Consider the following 13,261-nt stretch of genomic DNA (forward strand, 5'->3'; position numbering starts at 1 on the left):
TCAAGGCGGGCTTTTTCGTGGGCGCTGTACAGCGCCGCGCAGCGACCCTGTAATGGCTCAGGCGCGGCGTTCGTGCATGCGGGCCAGCTGGCGCTCCAGCATCGAGGGGTATGGCTCCATCAGGCGCTCCACACAGCATGCGCCTTCCGGGCTTGCAATGGGGCGGATGCGAGCACGCTGGCGAATCAAACCGTCGTCATTGACCTTGCGCTCGACCAGCAACAGATTGCGGCTGTGTTGAGACAGTGCCAGCGCATCCTGCACCTTCTCAGCCATCAGCAGGTCGACCAGTTCCAGGCCATCGAGGTCATTGCTCATGGCAAGGCCCAGTTGCAGTTGCAAGGTGATGCCGCTGTCAGCGACGTCGATCTGCAAGGCATGGCCCAAGGCACGTAGCAACTCACCGCAACAGATGGCATTGGTAAGGTAGTCCTCGCCGCACTGGCGGCTGTGGAACAGGACCAACGTACTGCCATCGTTGAGGGTGTGGGTTTCGCCCTCGTACAGCGAGGCCGCATGCTCCAGGCACTCCTGATAGCGCTCGGTAAGCTCGGTCAGGCGGGTGCGCGGCAAACGCCGCAGCTGCTCCTGGGAACCCAGTTGCACGGCAAGCACTGCGCTGAACTGGGGCTCATCGGACTCCATTTCGATCGCATGCGCCGGTGTGTCGTCCAGCAGGCCGGCGAATGCCTCGTCGTCATCGTCCGCGCTGGTCACGGTAGTGCGCTGGGCAGGCTTGGAAACGGGGGCGGGCGCTTCATCGAAGTGCTCGTCGTCCTCCAGTTCCGGTTCCGGCTCTGGCGGAGGCGGTGGCGCCAGTCGGGCGTGCAGTTGCCGGGCGATGTCGCCGATCTCGTCCTGGCGGTCGGTGGCGGGCGTGTAATACTGCGGGTCGCGCAACCAGACCCGCAGTTGCAGCAGCGGCAAGGTGATGAATCGGCCCTGGCGCAGGCTCAAGGTCAGGGCGAGCACCAGCAGAATGGCCGCCAGGATAGCCATGCTCTGCATGCTGATCAGCATGGGCTGCTGGAACTGGCTCATGTCCAGGCTCATGCGCAGTTGTCCGGCGGCCACGTCCTGGAAGGTGATCTTGGTCTGATAGACGCCCTCGGCCTCACCCAGCAGGCTGTTGCGCGGACGCTGGCCTGCCTCGGCGAGGATGCGGTTGTCGACACTGTAGATGGCGGCATGCGCCACCAGCGGGTTCTTCACCAGGTTGCCCAGCAGCACGTTGAGGCTGAGGATATCGTTGGCCACCAGCAACTCGGTCGCCGACGTGGCCGTCTGGGTCGTCAGGCTCTGGCCCACGGCATCGGCCTGGTCGTGCATGGCCTGCTTGAACTGCAACCCCATTACGCAGGCATAGATCACCAGCGCCAGGGCCACCAGAAAAATGTTGGTGCAGGCGATGCGCAATGCCAATGGCACGCGACGTTGACTCAGGGCGCGATAGATCATCAGGAAGAAATTGTCTGTTTTGACTGAGGTGGGCCGGTTCACTGAGCTCGGCTCTTAATGGCATGAAGTGGGGGGCAGTATAGCGACACGGGTTTTGTCGGCAAAGTATCGTTAGCGCCCGATGGTCACGGAAAATCGGTAGAATGCGCATTTTTCATCGAAGTCGGAGCCTGGTTGTGCGCGAAATCGTCCTGATCAACATCACCGGTGAGGACCGCCCCGGTCTTACCGCTGCCATCACTGGCGTCCTGCTGCAGGGCGGTGTGAGCATTCTCGACATCGGCCTGGCGGTGATGCACGGCACGCTGTCGTTCGGCATCCTGGTGGATATCCCGGATAACGAAGTGGCGACCAAGCTGCTGCAGAGTGTCCAGGCCAAGGCGCACGAGCTGAACTTGCAGGCGCGCTACACACCGATTTCCGAAGCGGACTACCAGCACTGGGCCGATGGCCATGGTGAAGCACGGCACGTGGTGACCCTGCTTAGCCGCAAGATCTCGCCCGACCAGTTACAGCGTGTCAGCGCCATCATCAGCCAGCACGGGCTGACCATCGAGCGCATCGAGCGCCTGTCGGCTCGAGTGGCGCTGGACGCGGACACCAGCAAGGGCAAGGCCGCGGTGGAGATTTCGGTTCGCGGCGAGCCTGACGATGGCCAGGCGTTGCGCGCCGAGTTCTTTGCCTTGTCCGAGGCCCTGAGCATCGACATCGCCTTCCAGCGGGACGACCTGTTCCGCCGCAACCGCCGCCTGGCCGTGTTCGACATGGATTCGACCCTGATCGAAGCCGAAGTGATCGACGAGCTGGCCAAGGCCGCTGGCGTGGGTGAGCAGGTCGCGGCGATCACCGAGCGGGCCATGCGGGGCGAGTTGGACTTCCGGGCCAGTTTCAAGGAACGCATGGCGCTGCTCAAGGGTTTGGATGTCAGCGTGCTGGATGAAATCGGCGCATCGCTGCGCTTGACCGAGGGCGCGGAAAACCTCTTTGCCGAGCTCAAGCGCCTGGGTTACAAGACCGCCATTTTGTCGGGTGGCTTCACCTACTTCGCCCGCCAGGTACAGGCGCGCCTGGGCATCGACTACGTCTTCGCCAATGAGCTGGAAGTGGTCGACGGCAAGGTGACTGGCGTGGCGGTGGAGCCTATCGTCGATGCCCAGCGCAAGGCCGAGCTGCTCCAGCAACTGGCCAGCGAGGAGGGCCTGCAACTGGAACAGACCATCGCCGTGGGCGATGGCGCGAACGACCTGCCGATGCTGGCGTTGGCGGGGCTGGGCGTGGCCTTCCGCGCCAAGCCGCTGGTGCGTCAGTCGGCCAAGCAGGCGATTTCCACGCTGGGCCTTGATGGTGTGCTGTACCTGCTGGGCCTGCGCGATCGCGATACCCGCGGCTGATCCAGCCTGCGCAGACCCCAGGGTTTTGGCGTTAGCGCCCGAACCCTGGAGCCACGTCTCGGGCCATCACGCCTGCAACGGGGTGGCCAACAGCTGGCCCATGCGCACCGCCGAGGCGGCGCCCACGTGTTCGGCCCATTTGACCTGGTCGGGGCCGAATAGCACGATCGCCGTCGAACCCAGCTTGAATCGACCCAGTTCGGCGCCTTTTTCCAGGTGAATTGGCGCACGGCTGGCATCGTCGTAGCGGAAGGTCTTGAGCTCGCGCTTGGGCGGCGTGACCAGCCCTGCCCAGACGGTCTCGATGGAGGCCACGATCATGGCACCGACCAAGACAACCGCCATCGGGCCGCGCTCGGTGTCGAACAGGCAGACCACCCGCTCATTGCGAGCGAACAGTTCAGGCACGTTTTCTGCGGTGGTCTGGTTTACCGAGAACAGCCGCCCCGGCACGTAGACCATCTCGCGCAGCGTGCCTGCCAGCGGCATGTGCACGCGGTGGTAGTCCTTGGGTGACAGGTAGACAGTGGCAAACTCGCCGCCCATGAAGGGGGCTGCCAGGGCCGGGTCGCCGCCCAGCAGTTCCTGTGCGCTGTAACTGTGGCCCTTGGCCTGGAAGATGCGGCCGTGCTCGATCGGGCCAACCTGGCTCACTGCACCGTCGGCCGGGCACAGGATGGCGCCGGGGGTCTGGTCCAGGGGGCGTGCGCCTGGTTTCAGGGCGCGGGTGAAGAATGCGTTGAAGTGCTCGTAGGCGGTCAAGTCTTCGACCAGCGCTTCACGCATGTCGACCTGGTAGCGCTTGGCAAACCAGGCGGTGAAGGCGTTCTTGAACCAGCGGGCGCGGCACTCGGCAACGCAGCCGGCCAGGCGCGACAGCAGGTGATGCGGCAGCAGGTACTGGCTGATGATGAACAGACGGGATTTCATTCAGTTTCCTTAAACTTCGACAGGCGTGTCCGGGTGGTTGCCCCACTCGCTCCAGGAGCCAGCGTACGCTTTGACTCGCGGGTAGCCCAGGGCCTTTGCCACCAGATAAGTGAAGCCGGAGCGGCGATGCGTCTGGCAGTGGGTGATCACTTCCTTGTCAGGCGTGATGCCAAGGGACTTCAGCACTTCGGCGATGTCCGGGCGGATGCGCAGATGGTCATTGAGATCCATGCCGGCGGTCCATTCGAAATTGACCGCACCAGGTATGTGCCCGCCTTTGGCCGCGAGCATTTTTTCGCCGGTGAATTCCTGTGGGGCGCGAGCATCCCAGATGGCCAGGTCATCGGCGCCCAGGCGGCTTTGCAGGTACTCGCGGGTGGCGGTGGGTTCCGAATGCAGTTGCAAACTCACCGGCCGGGTACCCTTGGCAGGCACATCGGTACTGAGCCGGTCGGCCGGCCAGGTCTGGATGCCACCGTTGAGATAGTGGTACCGGGTGTGACCGATCACATCGAGCAACCAGATGAAGCGGCCAGCCCAGCCACCGCCATCATCGTCATACACCACGTAGACCGCATCGCTGCGGTGGCCCAGTTCGCCGAACAGCTTTTCCAGGTCGCTCTGCGGCGGTAGCAGCCCAGGCGCAGGCGGCTGGCCGAGCTGGGTCCGCTTGCCCTCGACGAAATGCGCGCCCGGGATATGCCCGCTGACGTAACGATTGGCGCTGCTGAGGTCGACCAGGATCAGGTCGGGCGAGCCCAGGCGTGGCAGCAGGTCGGCGGCTTCGATCACCAGCGGCAGGCCGGAAAAGTCGGTCATCCACGGTCTCCAGTGTGCAAAGGGGCGATTGTAGCGCAAGGCTCAGCCGTTGCGGTTGGCAAACACCCACAGCGCCCGTTCGATGCATTGCGAGGTTTTGCCAAAAGCCTGCACGCTGATATCGGCCAGGGGCCGGCACCCCTGGTCGGCCACCAATAACATGACCACCTGGTCATTGACCGCCAGCGAGCGCAGCAGGACATGCTCGCCTCGGAACAGGGCACGCAAGGGCGGCGGCAACAACGAGGCGAACTGCGTGTGGTTTTCGGGCGTGATGCGCAGTTGCCCGGCCTTGGACATCAGCTTTTGCAGCAGCTTGTTCGCCGCCACCGGCAATACCAGGCTGGTCGCCTCTTTCGCTAGCCCGGCCGCCTGTTGCACGCGCAGGCAGTCATTGGCCCGGTCCAGGCCAAGCAGCAGCAGGCGTTGCATGCCGCACGCCAGTACCGCCTCACGGGCTTGGGCCGCCAGGTGCACGGTATTGGTGAAAGGGCTGGGCTGGGCCAGCAAGTCCTGGCAGAGCGACCGCCAGCGCGCCAGTTCATCGGCGGTGGGGGGCGGGGGCGCCAGCATGTCCGGGTGGGGGCGGCGTTGATGCCATGGCCAGATCAAGGCCTCGGCTGGGTGGAACAGTGCCAGGCGCGCATGGCGCCTGGCACTGGCCGCGGCTTGCTGGTGCACCTGCTGTTGTATGTCTTCGAGCGAGGTCTGCAGGTAGAGTGCGGTCAGCAGTTGCCAGCGCAGCAGATGGGGATTGTCCCAGCCCACCTGGGCTGCCAGCGCCAGGTTATTGGCCAACAGCACGGTGTTGGCCGGTTGATTGAACCAGCGCCGCAGACCGGGCTCGGCATCGAGCCGATGTTGTTGGTTGAGCAGGTCTTCGTCCCGGGCGATGTTCAACACCTGGGCAAGCTGCTCGCGCTCTTCGAGCAGCAGACGGTAACCCTGGGTCACCCATTGCGGCAGGCGCCACTGCTGGGCAATGGCCTGGCACAGCGCCATGATGCGAACACCGAATAGCTCCTGCTCGACAATGGCGGCGTCTTCTCCTTTATGGATGACCCGCAGCTCCCAGGTGTCGAGCAGCTTCGGGTGGGCCAATGCCAGCGGCCATAATGGGGACAGAAACAGCAGGCTACCCCAGTGGATTTCCTGCCACAGCCGCGCCAGTCGGCTGGCGAACAGGCCACTGGCCTGCTGCGAGGCATGCTGGCTGATCATCTGGAACTGGCGCAGCACCGGCGGGATGTCTTCCATCGGCAGCGCTGGCAGGCGCTTGAGCAGCAGTGCGCTGCGCTCAAGGCCCAGGCGATTGAGCGCAATTTCCAGGCTTTCGGCCGGCTCGGCCTGGCTGGCGTTGGTCGGGTGGTTGGCTTCGCGCATCACCGACAGCACCAGGGCCGGGCTGTCCTGCATCAGCTCGGCGATGTCGCGCAATGAACGCCGGTTATCGTTGATGGCCGCCATGACCCGGTCGTAGCTGTGCTTGGGCACAGGAATGCGCACACTCTCCAGCAGCTTCACCCAGGCTTCTAACGTACGTGGGGCCTGGCCGGATACCTCGGTTTCAATTGGCATTTTGACATCAGTCCGAACTGGCTTTTCGCTTTTAGTGGCTATAGTCTGGCGCAGTTCTGCCGATAAGGAGAAGAAGAGTTTTGACGCTCCCGCCTCTTTCCCTGACCACGACAGCAAGTGCTTTGAATCTATGGCTAAAATTATCGGCATCATCGTCGTATTCGCGAGCGTACTCGGCGGCTACGTCCTTTCCCACGGCAAGATTGCGGCGCTGATCCAGCCGTTCGAAGTGCTGATCATCGGCGGCGCGGCCTTTGGTGCGTTTCTGCAGGCCAACCCTGGCTACATGACGATGCACGTTCTGAAGAAGTCGATGAAGATGTTCGGCTCGCGCTTCACCCATGCCTATTACCTGGAAGTGCTGGGGCTGGTCTATGAAATTCTCAACAAGAGCCGCCGCGAAGGCATGATGGCCATCGAGGCCGACATCGAAGACGCCTCGGCCAGCCCGATCTTTGCCAAGTACCCGACCGTACTGGCCGATGAGCGCATGACCGCGTTCGTCTGCGACTACCTGCGCATCATGTCCACCGGCAACATGGCCCCCCACGAACTCGAAGGTCTGTTCGACATGGAGCTGCTGAGCATGAAGGAGGAGCTGGAGCATCCGTCCCACGCGGTCACTGGGGTCGCAGACGGCATGCCAGGCTTCGGTATCGTTGCAGCCGTATTGGGTATCGTCGTCACCATGGCGTCGCTGGGCGATGGTGACCAGGCAGCCATCGGTATGCACGTGGGCGCCGCCTTGGTGGGTACCTTCTTCGGTATTCTCGCCGCCTACGGTTTCTTCGGCCCACTGGCCAAGTGCCTTGAGCACGATGCCAAGGAAGAACTCAACCTGTACGAGTCGATCAAGGCCTCGCTGGTCGCCTCGGCCTCGGGCATGCCGCCGTCGCTGGCCGTGGAGTTCGGGCGCAAGGTGCTGTACCCCAAGCATCGCCCCAGCTTCTCCGAGCTCGAGCAAGCGGTACGCGGTCGCTGAGTCATGGAGAACAATCAGCCCATCATCGTCAAGCGCGTAAAGCGCTTTGGCGGCGGCCACCATGGTGGCGCCTGGAAGATCGCCTTTGCCGACTTCGCCACGGCCATGATGGCGTTCTTTCTGGTGCTGTGGTTGCTGTCGACCGCAACCCCTGAGCAGAAGATCGCCATCGCCGGGTACTTCAAGGACCCGATCGGCTTCTCCGAGAGTGGTACACCCTACGTCATCGACCTGGGCGGCTCGCCCGAGCTGGCGCCGGAGAAGACCATCAACCCCGAGGTGAAATCGGAGCCGACCCCAGACACCAGCATCGAACTGAACAAGGACCAGGTGGAAACCATGGCCGAGCAGGTCGAGCGCGAGCGCCTCGAGCTGCTGCTGCAGGAGTTGCAGAACAAGGTGGAGGAGAACCCGCAGCTGCAGAAGTTCAAGGACCAGATCCTGTTCGAGATCACCCAGGACGGCCTGCGCATCCAGATCATGGACGCCGAGAACCGGCCCATGTTCGACATCGGCAGTGCACGCTTGCAGCCCTATTTCGAGGACATCCTGCTGGCCATGGCCGATACCATCAAGACCGTGCCCAACAAGATCAGCGTCAGTGGCCATACCGATGCCAAGCCGTACGCAGGCGCTGGCGAGTTCGGCAACTGGGAGCTGTCGGCCAACCGTGCCAACGCTGCGCGGCGGGCCCTGGTGGCAGGGGGTTATCCAGATGGCCAGGTGGCACGGGTGGTGGGGTATGCGTCTTCGTCGCTGTTCGATCGCAAGAACCCGTTCAACCCGGTAAACCGTCGGATCGACATCATCGTGCTGACCAAGAAGGCCCAGCGTGATATCGAAGGCGAGCAGGGCGCCGCGCCACCGCCGGCGCAAGCCCCTACCGGGGCGCAGCCACCTTCAACGACTGCACCGGCACCCTCGGCGGCCGATGACCATACGCCCATGCAACCACGTGAGTTGCGCCAGAAGCTCAACATCTTCGAGGACGGCACGTTGAAGATGGATGAGGCCAAGGAACAGTAAGGGCTTGGCAGCCCCGTTGGGCTGCCGGTCACTGCCGGGGCGGACAAGGTACCTCGCCTGCATTGGGCATGCAGGGTTGATCAGTAGGTTTCTTCCGGCAGGCTGGCGATGATCGAGCGGTAGCTGTTCATCCGCTGTGGCTTGATTCGCCCGTCTTCCAGGGCCTTGAGCAGCGCGCACCCAGGCTCGCGATCATGTTTGCAGTCGCGGAAGCGGCAGGTGCCGAACAGGTCGCGGAACTCGATAAAGCCCTCTTCCACATCGGTGCGGCTGACATGCCCCAGGCCGAACTCACGGATGCCCGGCGAGTCGATCAGGTCGCCCCCGTTGGGGAAGTGGTACAGGCGGGCGGTGGTGGTGGTATGGGTGCCCTGGCCTGACCATTCCGACAGGTCACCGACCCGGGTACCGGCCTGTGGCAGCAGGCTGTTGACCAGCGACGACTTGCCCACCCCCGACTGACCGACGAAGACGCTGATGTGTCCATCCAGTGACTGCTGCAGGCGCTGCATGCCATCCCCTTGATGCGCCGACACTTCCAGCAGCGGGTAGCCCAGTTCACGGTATACGTCCAGGAGCGCTTGCAGGCCTGGCCCGTTCTCGTCATTGACCAGGTCAGCCTTGTTCAGCAGCAACAGGGGCCGCAGGCCGGCATGCTCGGCGGCCACCAGGTAGCGGTCGATGAGGTTGGGGTGCGGTTCCGGCGCCGGTGCGAAAACGATGACGATAAGGTCGACATTGGCCGCCACTGGCTTGAGCTGGCCATGGTTGTTGGGCCGGCACAGTTCGGTTGCACGGGGCATCTGCGCAACGATGACGCCGATCCCCTGGTTGCCGGCACGCCAGACCACGCGGTCGCCAGTGACCAACGCAGGAAGGTTGGCGCGCAGGTGGCAGCGAAACACCTGGCCTGCGGTGTCGCCATCCTGGGCTTCGACTTCAACTTGTACACCGAAGTGCGCGATCACCAGCCCCAGCTGCTCGGGCCCAAGGTCGCCGCCTTCCAGTTCCTGCAAGGCATGCTGCTCGCGCTTTGCCGCACGTGCAGCGCGCTCGTTCTGAATCTTTTCAATACGCCAGTTCTGGCGACGGTTGAGCTGGCGTTTGGCCATGAACGCTCCGTAGAAGGCCCCGTGCGGGGCGTAGAAAACGACTGGCAGTCTAGCATGCCGGGCCTGAACGCTGTCCGCTTCACTTTGGTTCGTGGGGGTGCACTGCGCTAATATAGGCCTCCATCGGAGGAGTGCCTGCATGCAAAACCCACAGAACCTGATCTGGATCGACCTGGAGATGACCGGGCTGGATCCGGACAGCGATGTCATCATCGAGATGGCCACCATTGTCACCGACAGCGACCTCAATACGCTGGCCGAGGGCCCGGTCATCGCCATCCACCACAGTGATGAAGTGCTGGCGCGCATGGACGACTGGAACACCCGCACCCACGGCGCCTCCGGCCTGACCCAGCGTGTGCGCGAGAGCCAGGTGAGCATGGCCCAGGCCGAGGCCCAGACCATCGCCTTCCTCGAGCAGTGGGTACCTAAAGGCAAATCGCCAATCTGCGGGAACAGCATCTGCCAGGACCGTCGATTCCTGTACCGGCACATGCGTCAGCTGGAAAATTACTTCCACTACCGCAATCTCGACGTCTCCACCCTCAAGGAACTGGCAGCGCGCTGGGCCCCCGAAGTGCGAGACAGCTTCAGCAAGGGCAACACGCACCTGGCGCTGGACGACATTCGCGAATCCATCGCCGAGCTGCGCCACTACCGCGAACACTTCATCAAATTCTAAAAAAACGCAGCTCACGCGCTTCACGCGACCATTAGCGTACGGCCCCCGGCACTTCTGCCCGAGGCCGTGCGCTGACGGTCGCTTGAGCGGGTGATCGGTGTGGGTCTTGCTCATGTTGCTGATGCTTTATCTGATCGCCATCACCGCCGAAGCGATGACCGGTGCGCTGTCTGCCGGCCGTCGTGGCATGGACTGGTTCGGGGTGGTGCTGATCGCATGCGTGACCGCATTGGGCGGTGGCTCGGTGCGTGACGTGCTGTTGGGGCACTACCCGCTGACCTGGGTCAAGCACCCGGAATACCTGGTGCTGACCAGCTGTGCGGCGCTGTTGACCATTTTCATCGCGCCGATGATGCGCCGCCTGCGCTCCCTGTTTCTGGTACTCGACGCCTTGGGGCTGGTGGCCTTTACCCTCATTGGTTGCATGACCGCGCTGGAGATGGGGCAGGGCATGCTGGTGGCGTCCATCAGCGGTGTGATCACGGGGGTCTTCGGCGGGATTCTGCGGGATATCTTCTGCAATGACATTCCGCTTGTGTTCCGCCGGGAGCTTTACGCGAGCGTGTCGTTCGCTGCGGCCTGGTTCTACCTGGGCTGCGACTACTTCAAGGTGCCCGCAGAGCAAGCCATGCTGCTGACCTTGTTCGGTGGGTTTCTGGTGCGATTGCTGGCTATCCGCTTTCACTGGGAGATGCCCAAGTTTCATTACAATGACCAGCAGTGAGGTTGGGCGCCCGCACCAGGCTAGCGGGCCCTGGCTTTGTGCTACACCGCAAAGGTGCAGAGGCCGCTATGCGGCCTATCGCGACCTCCCCTTTAGGGTCATGCCACCCCGTGCCGGGCAAGCGCCCATTCCACGTGTTCCCTCACCAGTGGCGAGGCATCGTCGCGCCGCGCCTTGAGGGCTTCGATGACCGGGATCGTGGAGGGGGCGTTGCCCAGACCAACGGCCAGGTTGCGCAGCCAGCGCTCATAACCGGCACGTCGCAATGGCCCGCCTTCGGTCTTGCGCAGGAAAGTAGGCTCATCCCACAAGAACATCTGCGCCAGCTCCGCGTTCTCCAGGCCGTGGCGGGGCTGGAAGTCCTGCTCGCGGGTGGGCTTGGCGAAGCGGTTCCAGGGGCAGACGATCTGGCAGTCATCGCAGCCGAACACCCGGTTGCCCATCATCGAGCGCAACTGCACCGGGATCGGCCCCTTGAGCTCGATGGTCAGGTAGGAGATGCAGCGGCGGGCATCGAGCACGTACGGGCCGACGAACGCCTGGGTTGGGCAGATGTCCAGGCAAGCCGTGCAGCGGCCGCAATGCTCGCTGGTGGTGGCCTGGTCCACTGGCAGGGGCAGGTCGACGAACAGTTCAGCCAGAAAGAAGTAGCTGCCGGCCTTGCGGTTGAGCAACAGGGTGTTCTTGCCGATCCAGCCAAGCCCGGCTTGTTCGGCCAGCGCCTTTTCCAGCACCGGCGCGCTGTCGACGAAGGCCCGGTAGCCAAAGGGGCCGATGGCCTGCTGGATGCGGTCGGCCAGCGACTGCACACGCTTGCGCACCAGCTTGTGGTAGTCCCTGCCCAAGGCATAGCGGGATACGTAGGCCTTTTCCGGTTGGGCCAGGCGCTGCGCCATTTGCGTGTCGCCGGGCAGATAGTCCATGCGCAGCGAGACGACGCGCACGGTGCCTGGAATCAGCTGCTCTGGGTGGGCGCGCTTGCTGCCGTGTGCCCCCAGGTATTCCATCTCCCCCTGATAACCGGCGTCCAGCCAGCGCTGCAGGTGATGCTCGTGTTCGCCCAGGTCGATACCGGCGATGCCGACGTGGGCAAAGCCCAGTTCCTGGCCCCACAGCTTGATGTTATGGGCCAGTGCGTCGAGGTCAGGAGTGAAGGCGGACATGGATGGGCAAGCAATACGGGCAGAGGTGCGTATAATTCTGCCAGACATTGGAGCTTTTGACCCCATGCAACAGACCAGTAACCCCGTACACGCCCCCACAGTGCTGAGCAGCCTGACCGTTGCCCGCCTGCCGCCACGCCCTGCTCAGGCCCATAAAGGTGACTTCGGCCATGTGCTGGTGGTCGGCGGCGACCTTGGCACCGGCGGCTCCGTCCTGCTCAGCGCCGAGGCCGCGTTGCGCTGCGGCGCGGGGCTGGTGAGCGTAGCCACGCGGCCGGAGCACGTGGCCGCCGGGCTGACTCGCATGCCCGAAACCATGTGCCTGGGCGTGCAGTCGGCCAACCAGTTGATGACCGTGCTGGGCCGCGCTTCGGTGGCGGTCGTGGGGCCTGGCCTGGGGCAGGCGGCATGGGGGCGCAGCCTGCTGTCCGCTGTGGCCAACGCCGAGGGCGCGCAGGTTTGGGATGCCGATGCCCTGAACCTGCTGGCAGCCTCGCCCCTTGCGCTGCCCAGTGGCAGTATCCTGACCCCGCACCCAGGCGAAGCTGCACGGCTGCTGGGTATTTCCACCGAAGCGGTGCAGGCGGACCGCCCGGGTGCAGCGCGCAAGCTGGCACGCCGCCACAACAGTGTGTGCGTGCTCAAAGGCGCAGGTACCTTGGTCGCCGACCCCGAAGGGCGGTTGGCGCGCTGCGACCGTGGCCATCCAGCCATGGCGGGCGCAGGCCTTGGAGATGTGCTCAGTGGTGTGTGCGGCGCGCTGCTGGCCCAGGGGCTTGGCGCCTGGGACGCCGCAGGCCTGGGCGTCTGGCTGCATGCCTGTGCTGGCGAGCGCCTGGGTAGCGGCGGCCGGGGGTTGGCGGCCAGTGATCTGATACCTGTGATTCGTGCGTTGTTGGAGGAGCATTCAGCGTGTCTGGCTTAAACCTGTTTCTGGCCGATGAAGCGGCCATGGTTGCCTTTGGCGGCCAACTGGCCGGTGTGACCGGTGGGCGCGGGATCATCTTCCTGGAAGGCGACCTCGGCGCTGGCAAGACAACCCTGTCTCGCGGCCTTATTCGTGGGTTGGGCCATACGGGTGCAGTGAAAAGCCCTACGTTTACCGTGGTAGAACCCTACGAGATTGGTGATGTCCGAGCTTTTCACTTCGACCTCTATCGGCTGGTCGATCCGGAGGAGCTTGAGTTCATGGGCATTCGTGACTATTTCGAGGGTGATCCACTGTGCCTGTTCGAGTGGCCACAAAAGGGTGCGGGCGTTTTGCCAAAGCCTGACCTGACCATTACCATAAGCCCCCAGGCGAGCGGACGCTCGCTTGTACTTTCGCCGCAGGGGGCTCGCGGCGACGCCTGGTGCGTGGCACTGGCCGAATACTATAAACAGCAAGCGGGGTAGG

The 13,261-nt window shown here is 63.6% G+C and carries 13 protein-coding genes; 7 read left to right on the top strand and 6 right to left on the bottom strand.

The genetic code is table 11. The features are described 5' to 3' along the window. Positions 1–57 precede the first annotated feature (57 nt). Positions 58–1,500, bottom strand: coding sequence for a hypothetical protein (locus tag ACF8R3_RS17990; RefSeq protein WP_058638925.1), 1,443 nt, complete (start codon positions 1,498–1,500; stop codon positions 58–60). A gap of 134 nt (positions 1,501–1,634) precedes the next feature. Here ACF8R3_RS17990 and serB point away from each other — a divergent pair, with 134 nt between their 5' ends. Continuing rightward, positions 1,635–2,849 (top strand): phosphoserine phosphatase SerB, encoded by a 1,215-nt coding sequence (gene serB, locus ACF8R3_RS17995; RefSeq protein WP_058604066.1) that lies wholly within the window; start codon positions 1,635–1,637, stop codon positions 2,847–2,849. A 66-nt stretch (positions 2,850–2,915) separates the two neighbouring features. Here the strand turns inward: serB and asd are convergent, their stop codons facing one another. The 3 genes from asd to ACF8R3_RS18010 are packed head-to-tail and all read right to left on the bottom strand — an operon-like array spanning position 2,916 to position 6,176. Then, positions 2,916–3,779, bottom strand: a complete 864-nt coding sequence (gene asd, locus ACF8R3_RS18000) for an archaetidylserine decarboxylase (protein ID WP_078477903.1) — start codon at positions 3,777–3,779, stop codon at positions 2,916–2,918. A gap of 9 nt (positions 3,780–3,788) precedes the next feature. Further along, on the bottom strand, positions 3,789–4,598 hold the full coding sequence (locus ACF8R3_RS18005) for a rhodanese-like domain-containing protein (protein ID WP_392515979.1): 810 nt from the start codon (positions 4,596–4,598) through the stop codon (positions 3,789–3,791). Positions 4,599–4,640: 42 nt separating this feature from the next. Then, the gene (locus ACF8R3_RS18010; protein ID WP_196186560.1) at positions 4,641–6,176 is read right to left on the bottom strand and encodes an HDOD domain-containing protein; all 1,536 of its coding nucleotides are present in this window, start codon (positions 6,174–6,176) and stop codon (positions 4,641–4,643) included. A 130-nt stretch (positions 6,177–6,306) separates the two neighbouring features. On the opposite strand from ACF8R3_RS18010, the gene motA reads away from it, so the two are divergent. Then, positions 6,307–7,158: a flagellar motor stator protein MotA gene (gene motA, locus ACF8R3_RS18015; protein ID WP_058605808.1), complete on the top strand. Its 852-nt coding sequence runs from the start codon at positions 6,307–6,309 to the stop codon at positions 7,156–7,158. A 3-nt stretch (positions 7,159–7,161) separates the two neighbouring features. After that, the gene (motB, locus tag ACF8R3_RS18020; RefSeq protein ID WP_058637983.1) at positions 7,162–8,184 is read left to right on the top strand and encodes a flagellar motor protein MotB; all 1,023 of its coding nucleotides are present in this window, start codon (positions 7,162–7,164) and stop codon (positions 8,182–8,184) included. An 80-nt stretch (positions 8,185–8,264) separates the two neighbouring features. Here the strand turns inward: motB and rsgA are convergent, their stop codons facing one another. Further along, complete coding sequence (rsgA, locus tag ACF8R3_RS18025; RefSeq protein WP_058637984.1) at positions 8,265–9,296, bottom strand: small ribosomal subunit biogenesis GTPase RsgA; 1,032 nt, start codon at positions 9,294–9,296, stop codon at positions 8,265–8,267. Between the two features lie 139 nt (positions 9,297–9,435). Between rsgA and orn the strand changes: the two genes are divergently transcribed. Next, on the top strand, positions 9,436–9,978 hold the full coding sequence (orn, locus tag ACF8R3_RS18030; protein ID WP_027913960.1) for an oligoribonuclease: 543 nt from the start codon (positions 9,436–9,438) through the stop codon (positions 9,976–9,978). 112 nt (positions 9,979–10,090) lie between these two features. Further along, positions 10,091–10,702, top strand: coding sequence for a trimeric intracellular cation channel family protein (locus tag ACF8R3_RS18035; protein ID WP_023532953.1), 612 nt, complete (start codon positions 10,091–10,093; stop codon positions 10,700–10,702). 98 nt (positions 10,703–10,800) lie between these two features. Here ACF8R3_RS18035 and queG read toward each other — a convergent pair whose 3' ends face one another. Then, the gene (queG, locus tag ACF8R3_RS18040) at positions 10,801–11,865 is read right to left on the bottom strand and encodes a tRNA epoxyqueuosine(34) reductase QueG (protein WP_058637985.1); all 1,065 of its coding nucleotides are present in this window, start codon (positions 11,863–11,865) and stop codon (positions 10,801–10,803) included. Between the two features lie 64 nt (positions 11,866–11,929). Here queG and ACF8R3_RS18045 point away from each other — a divergent pair, with 64 nt between their 5' ends. Together ACF8R3_RS18045 and tsaE are read left to right on the top strand one after the other, a co-directional pair. After that, positions 11,930–12,790, top strand: a complete 861-nt coding sequence (locus ACF8R3_RS18045; protein WP_078477907.1) for an NAD(P)H-hydrate dehydratase — start codon at positions 11,930–11,932, stop codon at positions 12,788–12,790. Then, positions 12,778–13,260 (top strand): tRNA (adenosine(37)-N6)-threonylcarbamoyltransferase complex ATPase subunit type 1 TsaE, encoded by a 483-nt coding sequence (gene tsaE, locus ACF8R3_RS18050; RefSeq protein WP_058605813.1) that lies wholly within the window; start codon positions 12,778–12,780, stop codon positions 13,258–13,260. Before ACF8R3_RS18045 ends, tsaE begins: the two co-directional genes overlap by 13 nt. Position 13,261 lies beyond the last annotated feature (1 nt).

This window comes from Pseudomonas sp. FYR_7, assembly GCF_043106155.1.
In the GTDB taxonomy this organism is placed as follows: domain Bacteria; phylum Pseudomonadota; class Gammaproteobacteria; order Pseudomonadales; family Pseudomonadaceae; genus Aquipseudomonas; species Aquipseudomonas parafulva_B.

What these genes read in the sequence shown, in the direction of transcription:
- asd (WP_078477903.1), bottom strand. Translation starts at nt 3,779, where the DNA reads ATGAAATCCCGTCTGTTCATCATCAGCCAGTACCTGCTGCCGCATCAC.
- ACF8R3_RS18005 (WP_392515979.1), bottom strand. Translation starts at nt 4,598, where the DNA reads ATGACCGACTTTTCCGGCCTGCCGCTGGTGATCGAAGCCGCCGACCTG.
- ACF8R3_RS18010 (WP_196186560.1), bottom strand. Translation starts at nt 6,176, where the DNA reads ATGCCAATTGAAACCGAGGTATCCGGCCAGGCCCCACGTACGTTAGAA.
- motA (WP_058605808.1), top strand. Translation starts at nt 6,307, where the DNA reads ATGGCTAAAATTATCGGCATCATCGTCGTATTCGCGAGCGTACTCGGC.
- motB (WP_058637983.1), top strand. Translation starts at nt 7,162, where the DNA reads ATGGAGAACAATCAGCCCATCATCGTCAAGCGCGTAAAGCGCTTTGGC.
- rsgA (WP_058637984.1), bottom strand. Translation starts at nt 9,296, where the DNA reads ATGGCCAAACGCCAGCTCAACCGTCGCCAGAACTGGCGTATTGAAAAG.
- orn (WP_027913960.1), top strand. Translation starts at nt 9,436, where the DNA reads ATGCAAAACCCACAGAACCTGATCTGGATCGACCTGGAGATGACCGGG.
- ACF8R3_RS18035 (WP_023532953.1), top strand. Translation starts at nt 10,091, where the DNA reads ATGTTGCTGATGCTTTATCTGATCGCCATCACCGCCGAAGCGATGACC.
- queG (WP_058637985.1), bottom strand. Translation starts at nt 11,865, where the DNA reads ATGTCCGCCTTCACTCCTGACCTCGACGCACTGGCCCATAACATCAAG.
- ACF8R3_RS18045 (WP_078477907.1), top strand. Translation starts at nt 11,930, where the DNA reads ATGCAACAGACCAGTAACCCCGTACACGCCCCCACAGTGCTGAGCAGC.